At 75.3% G+C, this 12,475-nt stretch carries 8 protein-coding genes and 3 pseudogenes; 6 read left to right on the plus strand and 5 right to left on the minus strand.

All coding sequences use genetic code 11. From position 1 onward, the window contains the following. Positions 1 to 492, plus strand: a pseudogene (locus tag UK82_RS36570) (pyridine nucleotide-disulfide oxidoreductase); the annotation flags it as partial. Between the two features lie 51 nt (positions 493 to 543). On the opposite strand, the gene UK82_RS33975 reads toward UK82_RS36570, so the two are convergent. The 3 genes from UK82_RS33975 to UK82_RS33570 all read right to left on the minus strand — a co-directional run bounded on the left by UK82_RS33975 (position 544) and on the right by UK82_RS33570 (position 2,708). Beyond that, positions 544 to 687, minus strand: a complete 144-nt coding sequence (locus tag UK82_RS33975) for a GPGG-motif small membrane protein (RefSeq protein ID WP_165699166.1) — start codon at positions 685 to 687, stop codon at positions 544 to 546. A gap of 38 nt (positions 688 to 725) precedes the next feature. Beyond that, positions 726 to 2,462, minus strand: a 1,737-nt coding sequence (locus UK82_RS08240; RefSeq protein ID WP_236705652.1) for a glycerol-3-phosphate dehydrogenase/oxidase, incomplete at its 5' end; no start/stop codon positions are given. Positions 2,463 to 2,540: 78 nt separating this feature from the next. Further along, complete coding sequence (locus UK82_RS33570; RefSeq protein ID WP_157866924.1) at positions 2,541 to 2,708, minus strand: hypothetical protein; 168 nt, start codon at positions 2,706 to 2,708, stop codon at positions 2,541 to 2,543. A gap of 82 nt (positions 2,709 to 2,790) precedes the next feature. Here UK82_RS33570 and UK82_RS08245 point away from each other — a divergent pair, with 82 nt between their 5' ends. The 4 genes and pseudogenes from UK82_RS08245 to UK82_RS42470 all read left to right on the plus strand — a co-directional run. Next, positions 2,791 to 3,969, plus strand: coding sequence for an acyl-CoA dehydrogenase family protein (locus tag UK82_RS08245; RefSeq protein WP_044884340.1), 1,179 nt, complete (start codon positions 2,791 to 2,793; stop codon positions 3,967 to 3,969). Between the two features lie 98 nt (positions 3,970 to 4,067). Beyond that, the coding region (locus UK82_RS08250; RefSeq protein ID WP_236705653.1) for an acyl-CoA dehydrogenase family protein at positions 4,068 to 4,974 on the plus strand (907 nt) is incomplete at its 3' end. Between the two features lies 1 nt (position 4,975). Then, positions 4,976 to 5,282: pseudogene (locus UK82_RS36575) on the plus strand (acyl-CoA dehydrogenase family protein); the annotation flags it as partial. 1,082 nt (positions 5,283 to 6,364) lie between these two features. After that, positions 6,365 to 6,613: pseudogene (locus UK82_RS42470) on the plus strand (ATP-binding protein); the annotation flags it as partial. 1,450 nt (positions 6,614 to 8,063) lie between these two features. Here the strand turns inward: UK82_RS42470 and UK82_RS31125 are convergent. Next, complete coding sequence (locus UK82_RS31125) at positions 8,064 to 9,746, minus strand: glycerol-3-phosphate dehydrogenase/oxidase (protein ID WP_082121758.1); 1,683 nt, start codon at positions 9,744 to 9,746, stop codon at positions 8,064 to 8,066. Next, on the minus strand, positions 9,743 to 10,552 hold the full coding sequence (locus UK82_RS08260; protein WP_236705654.1) for a TetR/AcrR family transcriptional regulator: 810 nt from the start codon (positions 10,550 to 10,552) through the stop codon (positions 9,743 to 9,745). The genes UK82_RS31125 and UK82_RS08260 overlap by 4 nt, the downstream gene beginning before the upstream one ends. Before the next feature lie 98 nt (positions 10,553 to 10,650). Here UK82_RS08260 and UK82_RS08265 point away from each other — a divergent pair, with 98 nt between their 5' ends. Then, positions 10,651 to 12,369 (plus strand): FAD-binding oxidoreductase, encoded by a 1,719-nt coding sequence (locus tag UK82_RS08265; protein ID WP_044884337.1) that lies wholly within the window; start codon positions 10,651 to 10,653, stop codon positions 12,367 to 12,369. Positions 12,370 to 12,475: the final 106 nt, after the last annotated feature.

Below are 12,475 nucleotides of genomic sequence, written 5' to 3' on the forward strand. Positions count from 1 at the left end.
CTGTACGCGGTCGGCGACGTCTGCGGCCGCGCCCTGCTCACCCACATGGGCAAGTACCAGGCGCGGATCGTCGCCGACGTCATCACCGGCCGCCGGGACGCCGCGGGCGAGCCTGCCCGTGACGTGGCGGACGGCCTCGCCATCCCACGGGTGACCTTCACCGATCCCCAGGTCAGTGCGGTCGGGCTGACCGAGCGGGCCGCGCGGGAGGCGGGCCTGGCGGTCCGGGCGGTCAGCGTCGCGACCGGTGGGGTGGCCGGGGCGTCGGTGCGCGGCGAAGGGATCACCGGCACTTCGAAGATCGTCGTCGACGAGTCCCGGCGGGTCCTGGTGGGCGCGACGTTCACCGGCCCGGACACCCAGGAGATGGTCCACGCGGCGACGATCGCGATCGTCGCCGCGGTGCCCGTCGAGCGGCTGTGGCACGCGGTGCCCTCGTTTCCGACGGTGAGCGAGGTGTGGCTCCGCCTGCTGGAGGAATACGGCCTGTAATCCCGTCTTTCGCCCGGCCTTCATTCTCGGCAAAGGGCGGAACCACGGGCGTCAACTGAACACCGAAACACCGCCCGGGCCGATGAGCAGGCCGACGACGATGAGCACGATGCCGTAGATGAGACCCCCGCGGACGATCGTGACAACCCCCGCGATGACGAAGATCGCCGCGATGATCCAGAGAATGGTGTCCATGGAGGCGTCGTTCCTCGCGCCGGCCTACTAAAACCCGTTCAGCCGGCGGCCGGGGCGGGGGTGCGGCGTTCGGCCCGACCCAGGCGCACGTCGGGCGCGCCGAGTCGGGCCGCGTCCGCGGTGGCGTCGTCGGCCTGCCGCTGCGAGGCCCGTTCGGCCTGCACCCGGGCCAGGTAGTGCTCGACCTCGCGGTCGCGGGCGGTGGCGTCCCAGCCGAGCGTGGGGGCGATGAGCTCGGCGACGTGGCGGGCCGCCTCCACCCCGCGGTCGGGGGTCTCGATCGAGATGCGGGTCCGCCGGGTCAGCACGTCCTCCAGGTGCAGCGCCCCCTCGTGGGTGACCGCGTACACCGCCTCGGCGGCCAGGTAGGTCGACGCCCCGGGCAGCGGCCGGGAGAGCTCCGCGCGGGACGCGGCGAGCTCCAGCACCTCCTCCGCGAGGGTGCCGTAGCGGTGCAGCAGGTGTTCGATCCACCCGACGTGCAGCCCGGCGCGCCGGGCGAGGCTCTCCCGGGCGTTCCACAGGGCGGGGAAGCCGTCGGCCCCGAGCAGCGGGATCTTCTCCGTGCACGACGCCGGCACCGCCCGGTTCATCCCGCTCACCGCCGCGTCGACCGCGTCGGCGGCCATCACCCGGTAGGTCGTGTACTTGCCGCCGGCGACCATCGTCAGGCCCGGCACGGGGGTGACGACGGCGTGCTCGCGGGAGAGCTGCGAGGTGTCCTCGGACTCGCCGGCCAGCAGCGGCCGCAGGCCCGCGTACACGCCGATGATGTCGTCCGCGGTCAGCGGGGTGCGCAGCACCCGGTTGACGGTGGTGAGCAGGTAGTCGATGTCGGCGCTGCTCGCCGCCGGGTGGGCGAGATCGAGGTTCCAGTCGGTGTCGGTGGTGCCGATGATCCAGTGGCTGCCCCAGGGGATGACGAACAGCACGCTCTTCTCGGTGCGCAGGATCAGCCCCGTCTCGCCGTGGATGCGGTCGCGGGGGACGACGATGTGCACCCCCTTCGACGCCCGGACCGACAGCCGCCCCCGCCCGCCCACCATCGACTGGATCTCGTCGGTCCACACCCCGGCGGCGTTGATGGTCTGCCGGGCGCGCAGCGCGATCTCGTCGCCGGACTCCAGGTCGAGCACCGTGACGCCGGCGACCCGGTCGCCCTCCCGGAGCAGGCCGGTGACCCGTGCGCTGGTCGCGAGGAGCGCCCCGTAGCGCACCGCGGTCCGCGCCACGAACAGGGTGTGCCGGGCGTCGTCGACCTGGCCGTCCCAGTACTGGATGGCGCCGACGAGGGCGTCGGAGCGCAGGGACGGAAAGACCCGCAGCGCCGCCTTGCGGCTCAGATGCCGGTGGTGGGGCATGGTCCCGTCGCCGCCCGGCGCGATGCGGGCCAGGCCCTGGCCGAGGGTGTCGTACAGCAGCACGCCGCTGCCGATGTAGGCGCGTTCCCAGCCGTGGTGGGTCAGCGGCAGCAGGAACGGGACGCTGTGGACGAGGTGCGGGGCGAGGGTGTCCAGCATGAGGGATCGTTCCCGCAGGGCCTCGCGGACCAGCGGGGCGTTGAGCTGTTCGAGGTAGCGAAGCCCTCCATGGATCAGCTTGCTGGAGCGGCTGGAGGTGCCGGCGGCGAGGTCGCGGGCCTCGACGAGGGCCACCGACAGTCCGCGGGTGGCGGCGTCCAGCGCGACTCCCGCGCCGGTCACCCCACCGCCGATCACGGCGACGTCCATCATCTCGGTGCGCATCCTGCGCAGCGCCTCGGCGCGGCGGGCAGGNTCGAGGCCCGCGGTCGGCGCTGCGTGCCTGGTCGGCGTCATGGGCGGCTGTCCTCCTTCGGGCGGGCGGGTCCCGGTTCAGGTGGGCGGGTCCGGGTTCAGGTGGGCGGGTCCGGGCGGTGCCGCGGCGACCGCATCCCCATCGTGCCGGCTGGCGGTGACCGGCGCCTGTGCGCGGGTGAACGGCGGGCGTCCGGCGGGGGGCGCCGAGGCGTCGCCGGGGTCGGCGGGGTCGGCGACCGGCACACCACGCGGTTATCGAGTACTACGGTCTGGACTGAGCCCGGCTCCCGTGGCGGGCACACGCCGACAAGATGGGTTAGACCACGTGGATCTGAGCTATCCCCCGGAGGCGGAGGAGTTCCGCGCCGAGCTGCGCGCCTGGCTGACCGCGAACATCCCCGCCGCCTGGACCGAACCCGGCTTCTGGGCCACCGTCGGCGAGGACGAGGCGTTCGACCTGCGCCGGGACTGGGAGCGGCGCAAGGCGCTGGCCGGGTTCGCCGGGATCGACTGGCCGGTCGAGTACGGCGGGCGCGGCGGCACCCCCGCGATGCGGGCGATCCACGACTCCGAGCTGGTGCGCGCCCGCGCCCCCCGTTCGGTGAACAGCCTCGGCCTGGTCTTCCTCGCCCCGACCGTCATGGCGGTGGGCACCCCGGAGCAGAAGGCCGACATCATCGGGCCGATGCTGCGCAACGAGGTCATCTGGTGTCAGGGCTTCTCGGAGCCGGACGCGGGGTCCGACCTCGCCGCCCTGCGCACCCGCGGGGTGCTCGACGGTGACGAGTTCGTCGTCAACGGCCAGAAGGTGTGGACGACGTTCGCCGGCCGTGGCGACCGGATCTTCACGATGGTCCGCACGGAGCCCGGCAGCAGCCGTCATCGCGGCCTGTCGCTGCTGCTCATCGACATGCACGCCCCCGGGGTCGAGGTGCGTCCGATCCGTCAGATGAGCGGGGTCAGCGAGTTCGGCGAGGTCTTCCTCACCGACGTGCGGGTGCCGGCGTCGCAGTGCCTGGGCGGGATCGGCAACGGCTGGGCGACCGCGATGCTGCTGCTGTCGTTCGAGCGCGGCGCGGCCGGGATCAGCCAGTACACCGCCTATCGGCAGGCCTACGACGAGATCGTGCGGGTGGCGCGGGCGCTGGGCCGTGCCGGCGACCCGGTGCTGCGCCAGGAGCTCGCCCGGCGCCGGGTCGAGCTGGAGTGCCTGCACTACCAGGCGATGCACGTGCTCACCGAGGTCGAGCAGGGCCGCGATCTGGGAGCGTCGTCGTCGGTGACGAAGCTGCAGTGGTCGCAGGCCTACCAGGGCCTGTTCGAGACGTTCGACGAGTTGCTCGGCGCCGACGTCGCCCTGCTGCGGCCCACCGCGGACCTCGACCTGACCGCGCTGCGCCAGGAGAGCTTCTGGACCCGCTCGGTCACGATCTGGGGAGGATCGTCGCAGGTACAGCGCACGATCGTCGCCGAACGCGTGCTGGGCCTGCCCCGAGGGTCGTAGGCTGCCCGCCCCGCCCTCGCCCGCCCCGCCCTCGCCCGCCCCGCCCTCGCCCGCCCCGCCCTCGCCCGCCCCGCCCGGCCCTCAGGAGAACCGCGCCTGTGTACTTCGCCCTCACCGACGAGCAGCGTGCCCTCGCCGAGACCGTCCGCGCCTTCCTGGCTGACCGCTTCGACCTTCGGGCGGTGCGGGCGGTCGTCGACGACGAGCGGGGCGACGGCCATCCCGCCGACCTGTGGCGCGCGATCGGGGAGCAGGGCTGGCTGTCGGTGTGCGTGCCGCCGGAGCACGGCGGCCTCGGTCTCGGCCTCCTCGACGCCCAGGTGATCGCGCGGGAGTTCGGCGCCGGGGTGGTCCCCGGACCGTGGGCGACGACCGTGCTGGCCGGGGCGGCCGTCCGGCGGGTCGGCTCGCCCGAGCAGGCCGCGGCCGTGCTCGGGCCGCTCGGCGCGGGCGAGCTCGTCGCCACCGTGGCGCTGCGTGGCCCGGGTGGGCGCTTCGGCCGCAGCGGGATCGCCGTGCGCGCCGACGCCGCGGGCCGGCTCGACGGCGCCGCCTCCGGCGTCGAGTACGCCCACGTGGCCGACGTCATCGTGGTCGCGGCCACCGAGCCGGTCGCGGCCACCGAGCCGGCCACCGAGCCGGCCACCGAGCCGGCCACCGAGCCGGCCACCGAGCCGGTCGCGGTGCCGACGGGTGGCGGTTCCGGCCGTGGCGATGGCGGCGTGGGTCTGTACCTGCTGGAACGCGGGGGCGACGGCGTGCGGATCGAACGGCAGGCGAACATCGACGGCACCACCCGGCTCGCCGCGTTGACGTTGACCGGGGCGCCGGCCGTCCGCCTGCCGGGCTCGGACGCCGCGGCGCTGGCGGACCTGCTGCGCCGCGGCGCGGTGCTGGCCGCCGCGGACCTCGCCGGCGTCGCCCGGGCGGCGCTGACCCGCACCGTCGCCTACGACACCGAGCGGGTCCAGTTCGGCCGGCCGGTCGGGTCGTTCCAGGCGCTGGNCCACCATCTCGCCGACCTGCACGTCGCCGTGACCATGGCCGAGCATGCCGTGCTGTACGCGGCGCACGCCCTCGACGAGGGCCGGCCGGACGCCGACCTCGCCGTCGCCGTGGCGAAGAGCAAGGCGAACCAGGCCGCCGGCGACGCCACCGCCGCGATGGTCCAGTACCACGGCGGGATCGGCTATACCTGGGAGCACGACACCCATTTCTTCTACAAGCGCGCGAAACGCCTCGTCGCCGCCTTCGGCGACAGCCGCCAGCACCTGGAACACCTCGCCCGGCTCACCGTCGACACCGTGGGGTGAGCGGTGCTTCTCCCATCGGGCGTCTCGCGAAGGCCGGGATCCGCGAAGGCCGGGGCCGCGGAAGCCAGGGCGGCGGAAGCCGGGAATAGCGAAATTCCGATTGCGGGCCGCCCCGCGACCCCCGATACCACGCGCGGGATACCTGCCCCTTGGGCAGGGGGCGACGGCCTTATCGTCCACACTTGTGCGACATGAACGGACGCTCGGTGCAGGCGCTGTCCACAGTGATGCTTCGCTGCACCGCCCGGCTGCGGCTCGCCCAGGTGGGCTACCTGCTGGTCTTCGTCGCCGCCTGGGCCGGCTGGTACCGCGCGCACCCGGCGGCGCTGGCCGGCCCGGTCGTCGTACTGGCGTGGGGTGTGCTGTTCGTCGTGCACCTGCGCCGTCGCCCGCGCCGGGCCATGGCGGTCGCCGACGTGGCCTTGGCGGCCCTTGTCGCGCTGGCCACGGGCTGGCTGACGCCTGACGCGTCGCGGGGCGACCCCGCCTCGTTTGCCTTCGTCGGCCTGCTCACCGCCGTGGTGGCGGCGGCGTTCGCCCTGCCGGCCCGGAAGTTCGCCGTGGCCACGGCGGTGCTGGCGGTCGCCCAGCTCGCCGGCGCCGCCCACCATCGGCCCCAGGTGTTCGCCGCGACGGCGATCCTCCTCGTTGTCGGCGCCCTGCTGCATCACGCCGCCGGGCGGCTGCGTCGGGTCGCGGTCGAGGCCGACCGGCAGCACCGCGACGTGACCGCCCGGCGGCGCCGGCAGCTCGTCGCCGAGGGGCGCGAGCAGGACTCCCGTGAGCAGGAGCGGCTCCTGCACGACACGATCCTCAACACGCTCACCGGCCTGGGCATGAGCGAGGACCAGCCGGCCGCCGACCTGCGCCGGCAGTGCGCGGACAGCGTGCGCGTGGTCGAGGAGCACCTGGCCAGCCGGCCGGACGCGGGTCCCACCCTCAGTGAACGCATCAACCAGGCCGTCGGCAGCGCGCGCGGCGCCGGTCTACGGGTCGTGCTGGAGGCCGACGCGCCGGGAGACGGGCCGGAGCCGGCGGGCGAGTGGGTGCCCGACGAGGTCGGCGCCGCCATCGCCGCCGCGATGGGCGAGGCGTTGCGCAACGTCCGATCCCACGCCGGCACCGGCGACGCCCGGGTCCTCGCCCAGGTCGGCCCCGGCCGGCTGGAGGTGTCCGTCATCGACCGGGGACGCGGGTTCCGGACGGCGGAGCTGGCCGCGGACAGCCGCCGTCTCGGGTTGCGGCACTCGGTCTCCGCCCGGATGGCGGCCGTGGGTGGCTCCGCCGACATCTGGTCCGAACCCGGGCAGGGCACCCGGATCACGCTGCGGTGGGAGCTGCCGCAGCCGGTCGCCGCGGAAACGGCGTGCGCCGACCGGCTGGAGGAGCAGTTCGCCGCGGCGGCGCGCCGGGCGTTCGCCCTCGCGGTGGTCGTGGGCTGGCTCGCCGCGCTCATCCCGGTCATCGTGCACCGGGACCAGGCCCGGTCGATGCCGGCCGGCGTGGCGATCTGGCTGACGACGGCCGTGGTCATCGGGCTGACGGCCCGGGTCGTCGCCCGCCGGCCGCTGGTCCGCCGCGAGTCGGCCGCCGTGCTGCTGGTGGCCGTCGCCTCGGCGGTCGCCGGCGCGGTCAACACGGTGGAACCTCCCGGTGAACTGGTCGTGAGCTGGGGCACCACCATGATCAACCCGCTGCTCGTGGCGCTGGCGGTGCTGTCCCGGCCGCCGCGGGAGCGCTACGCTGCCGCCGGGTTCGCGACGGTGGCCATGGTCGGCATCGTCATCGGCCTCGGCCTCGGCTGCAGATACGACCCGCTGGTCCTCGCCAGGCTGGCCGCCGCGGTGTACGCGCAGTGGATCATGCAGGTGCTGGTCACCATGTTCGGGCCGGTCCTGCGGGCCAGCGCGCAGGAGCGGGCGCGGGCCGACGACCTGGAGGCCGACCTGACCAGCCGGCGGGTGCTGGACCGCACCGTCCGCCGGGACCGGCGTCGGCGGCTCGACGAGCTGGACGCGCGGTTCCTGCCGCTGCTGCGCGACATCGCCGCCGGTCGGATCGATCCAGGCCGGCCGGAGGTGCGTGCCCTGTGCATGGCGCGTGCCCGGGCGCTGCGTCGGGATCTCGGCGGTGCCGGCCTCGCTGCGCTGCGTGACCTGGCCGGTACGATCGAACAGGCCGAGGCGCGGGGCATCGCCGTCACCGTCCAGACGGACGGCGACCTGCTGATGCTGCCCGAGCCGGTGCGCCGGGAGTTCCTTGCCCGGGTCTCGGCGGTGCTGGCCGCCGTCCGGGAGGGGCCCGTGGTGCTCACCGGCTACCTCGGCACCGCGCAGGCGAGCGTCTACCTCACCTATCCGGCCCGCCGTGCCCCGGCCCCGCCTGTCCTGCCGGCCCCGCCTGTCCTGCCAGTGCAGGGAGCGGCAGCGGCTGACGCGCGGGTTGTCGGGCGGCTCGAAGGGCGGCGGGCCGGGGTGCCGGCGACGCCAGGACGACCCGTTCTCGCCGGGCCGACCCTGGCCGAGTTCGGCCGGGCGAGCGAGTTCGGCCCCGGCGGCTCGGGGCTGGTCCGCGCCGGCGGGACGATCGGCGAGGGCGTCGCCTGCATCGAGATGCACTGGTCCGCGACCATCGAGGCCGGCCCTGCCGATCCGGCCGGCCCCGCCAGTCCGGCCGGCCCCGCCGGCCCGGACGACCAGGCGACGGCTGCCTCCGAGCGGATCGGCTCTTCTGGCGGGTCCGGCCCAGTGGAGGGCCTCGGTGAACCCGGTGGGGAGACGGTCAGCGTGTCATCGCATGGTCGAACAGCCGGGTGGCGGCGGCGAGCGCCGCGCGCCGCTCGGCGGGAACGAGGCCGATCCGCGAACGGCGGTCCAGCAGGTCCGCCGGATCGAGCGCTCCCTCATGGCACACCGCGAACAGCAGCTCCGCCCCCGTGACCGGCACCCCATCGACGATCGGCGCGAGCAGTCCAGGGTCGTCGTCGGCGACCGCGAGCACCCGCGGCGCCTCCGTGCCGTACCGCTCAACCAGCCGGCGCGGTGCCGCGACCGCGGCGAGCACCGATCGCGGTGCGGCGCCGACGAGCCCGAGCCGCCGGGTCCGGCAGGGGCCGGCGGGCAGCTCGCCGGCTGTGATGGCCGCGTCCACGGCATCGGCGGCCATCCGCCGGTAGGTCGTGAGCTTCCCGCCGACGACGGTGACCAGACCGCCCGGATCGGTGCGGACGAGATGGCGCCGGGACAGGTCCGCGGTGCGCCCCGGGTGGGCGATGTCGGGTCGGGGAGAGCCGCCGGGTCGGGGGTGGTCGTCGGGTCGAGGGTGGTCGTCGGGCCGGGGGTGGTCGTCGAGAAGGGGGCGCAGCCCGGCGAACGCGCCGAGCAGGTCGGCGCGGTCCAGGGGCGCGGCGAGCACGGTCGACACGACGTCGACGAGCTCGGCGATCTCGCTGTCGTCGGGCTCGGGGACGTCGGTGATCCGATCGACCGGGACGTCGGTCAGTCCGACATAGACCCGGCCGTCACCCTGCGGGAGCACCAGCGCGAACCGGTTGTGCTCACCCGGCATCGGCACGGACAGCGCCCCGCGGGCTCCCGCCAGGGCGTCCGAGCGCAGTACCAGGTGCGTGCCGCGGCTTGGTCGCAGCCGGATGCCGGGCGTCAGGGCCGGGGCCCAGACGCCGGTGGCGTTCACGACAGTCCGGGCGCGCAGCCGGATCTCGTCCCCGGTGCGCTGGTCGCGGGCGGTCACCTCGAAGCCGCGGTGCCGGGCGGCCGCCGGTGCGCCGCCGCCCGCCGCGCCGGGCCCGTCGATGTGTTCGACCCGAAGGCGGGTGAGGATTCGGGCGCCGTGGCCGGCGGCGGTGCGGGCCAGGGCGACGACGAGCCGCGCGTCGTCGACGAGCTGGCCGTCCCAGTACACCAGGCCGCCGCGCAGCCCGGTCTCCCGCAGCGCGGGGGCGAGGCCGAGGGTCTCCACCGCCGTCAGCCGGCGCGGCCTCGGCAGCACGGTGTGCGGGGTGCCGGCGGCGCGGCGCAGCACATCGCCGATCCGCAGCCCGGTGTGCACCAGCGCGGCCGCCGAGCGGGACACCTGTGGTGTCAGCGGGGTCACGATCGGCAGTGCCCGGACGAGGTGGGGCGCGGTGTGCCGCATCAGGATGTCGCGCTCCACCGCGCTCTCCCATGCCACCGCGACGTCGCCGCCGGCGAGATAACGCAGCCCGCCGTGGACGAGCTTGGAGCTCCACCGGCTGGTGCCGAAGGCGAGGTCGTGGGCCTCGGCGAGCGCAACCGACAGGCCGCGCGACGCGGCGTCCAGGGCGACCCCGGCGCCGGTGACGCCGCCGCCGACCACCAGCACGTCGACCGGATCGCCGTCGACGGTGGCGGCCAGTTCCCGGTCGCGCCGCCGCGCGTTGAGGGAGGTGTTCCCCGGCGGGGCCGGCCAGCCGGCACCCGTCAAGGCGTCGCGCCCCGGGTCGGCCCGCCGACGCTTGCGGCGCGCACGGGTGGCGTACCTGCGGCGTCGGGAGCGAGGTAGCCGCGCAGCAGGCGCCGCAGCTCGGTCGCCAGCGTCGCGGCCGACACCGGCCCGGCGAGGGCGCCCGCAGACAGCACGAACGACTGCACGACGAGCAGCACCATGACCGCCAGCGCCGCCGGGTCCACCGGGCGCACCGTGCCGTTCCGCGCGGCGGCGTCGAGCTGCCCGGCCAGCAGGTCGATGATCATCTGCTGGGTGGCGCCGCGCCGCTCGGTCAGGTACGGCAGCAGCAGCTCCGGGTCGGTCTCGATGATCCGCAGGTAGATCGGGTTCGTCCGGAACGCCTCCACGGTCGCGATGACGTGGTCGACGAGGTCGTCCAGGTCGCCGCCGGACCGATCGGAGGCAGTCGGCCGCGTCGCCGCCGTGACCACCCGTGTCCACTCCCGGGTCATCACGTCGCCGACCAGCGAGCGCAGGTCCGGCCAGCGCCGGTAGAGGGTCATCCGGCTCACCCCGGCACGGCGGGCGACCTCGGTCAGCGTGGTGCGGCGGACCCCGACCGCCAGCAGCGACGCCTTCGCCGCGTCGAGGACGGCGTCCTCGCCGGACCAGCGGACCGGACGACCCGGGGCCACGGCGGTGTCGGGTCGCCGGTCGGTGCCGGGGTGCCGGTCGGTGGCGGGGTGCCGGTCGGTGTCGAGCATCGTGCGGCCACCCTCCTGGTCGACTGCCGCGATCGTGCACCGGGCGTCGCGGGGGCGCACCCGCTGCGGCTGTGCCATCGTGGAGTCGGGGTCTTGTGACAGTGTTACTTCGACTGTCACACTGTCTCGCGTCGAAGTCCAGTGAGCCGGATCGAGCAGGCGAACCGAGGTGGGCGATGACAAGCACCGACGAAGCGCGCAGGATCGGCTCGACCGAACCCGTCTGGTGGGGCTGGGGGCCCGCGTCCGCGCACGAGCCACTGCCCGACGAGGTTCGTGAGCTGCTGGCCCGATTGGGCATCCCGGCGCGGCCCACCGCGCCGGTCCCGCTCGACGAGGTGCGCCTGCCGCCGGCCCGGCTGCCCGCGGCGGTCCGGGACGCGCTGGCGACGATCGTCGGCTCGGGCCACGTCCATATGCACGACGAGGCGCGCATCCGCCACTGCCGCGGGAGGTCCACGACCGACCTGCTGCGCCTGCGCGCCGGCGACGCCTGGGCCGCGCCCGACGCGATCGTGCTGCCTGCGGACCACGACGAGGTGCTCGCGGTGCTGCGGCTCGCGAGCCGGGAGCGCATCGTCGTCGTGCCGTTCGGTGGGGGCACCTCCGTCGTCGGCGGCCTCGAACCCGCCGGGCCCGCCGAACGGCCGGTGGTCGCCCTCGATCTGGCCAGGCTGGACGCGTTGGGCCGGGTGGACCGGGAGTCCGGCACCGCCGAGCTCGGCGCCGGGCTGCGCGGCCCGCGCGCCGAGGCGCTGCTCGCCGAGCACGGTCTGACCCTCGGGCACATCCCGCAGTCCTGGGAGTACGCCACCATCGGCGGCTTCGCCGCCACCCGGTCCAGCGGCCAGGCCTCCGCGGGCTACGGCCGCTTCGACGACCTGGTCGTCGGGCTGCGGGTGGCGACCCCGGTCGGCTCCTGGGAGCTCGGCCGGGCGCCGGCCTCGGCGGCCGGGCCGGACCTGCGCGAGCTGCTGCTCGGATCCGAGGGTGCCTTCGGCGTCATCACCCAGGTGGTGGCGCGGGTGCGGCCGTTGCCGGCGCGGCGGATCTTCGAGGGCTGGTCAGTGCCGGACTTCGCGACCGGGACGCGGCTGCTACGCACCCTCGCGGCGGGTGACCTGCGGCCCACCGTATGCCGCCTGTCGGACGAGACCGAGACCGTCGGCGGCCTCGCCCGTCCGCCGCGCCCGACCGGCCGGGCGGCAGCGACGGGTCCGGCGGCGGAGACGAGGCCTGCGGCGGAGACGGGTCCGGCGGCGGAGACGGGTCCGGTGGCAGTGACCGGGGCCGTCGCGGCGGACGGCCCCCCGGGCGGCTGCCACCTCGTCACCGGGTACGAGGGGTCCGGGCCGGCGGTCGAGCGTCACACCGCCGAGGTCGCGGGGGTGCTGCTGGCCGGTGGCGCGCGGCGGCTGGATGCCGCGGCCGGCCCCGACTGGGAACGGGGTCGGTTCCGGGCGCCCTATCTGCGCGATGCCCTGCTCGATCTGGGGATCTTCGCCGAGACGCTGGAGACCGCCGGGTTCTGGGCCACCCTGCCGGCGCTCTATGCGGGCGTGCGCGAGGCGCTGATCGGCTCGCTCGGCGCGGCGGGGCTGTCGCCGGTGGTGATGTGCCATATCTCCCACCTGTACGAGACCGGGGCCTCGCTCTACTTCACCGTGGTGTGCGCGCAGGGTGCGGACCCGATCGGGAGCTGGCGGGCGGCGAAGGCGGCGGCCGGCAATGCGATCGTCGCCGCGGGCGGCACGATCACCCATCACCACGCCGTCGGCACCGAGCACCGCCCCTGGCTCGGCGCCGAGATCGGCGGCCTCGGCGTCGACGTGCTGCGCGCGGTGAAGCGCACCCTCGACCCCGCCGGAATTCTCAACCCGGGGATCCTCGTCTGACCGCGGCCGCGCGGCCCGCCGGCTCGCCCGGCCGCCGGCCTGTGGACAGGCTCTCCTGTCTGTCCGGAGGCTCTCCTACCTGTCCGGAGGCTCCCCTGCTTGTCCG

Origin of the sequence: Frankia sp. ACN1ag (genome assembly GCF_001414035.1) — a bacterium.
GTDB lineage: Bacteria > Actinomycetota > Actinomycetes > Frankiales > Frankiaceae > Frankia > Frankia torreyi.

Coding starts and splice junctions, on each gene's coding strand:
- UK82_RS33975 (WP_165699166.1), bottom strand. CDS start 687: ATGGACACCATTCTCTGGATCATCGCGGCGATCTTCGTCATCGCGGGG.
- UK82_RS08260 (WP_236705654.1), bottom strand. CDS start 10,552: ATGGCACAGCCGCAGCGGGTGCGCCCCCGCGACGCCCGGTGCACGATC.
- UK82_RS08265 (WP_044884337.1), top strand. CDS start 10,651: ATGACAAGCACCGACGAAGCGCGCAGGATCGGCTCGACCGAACCCGTC.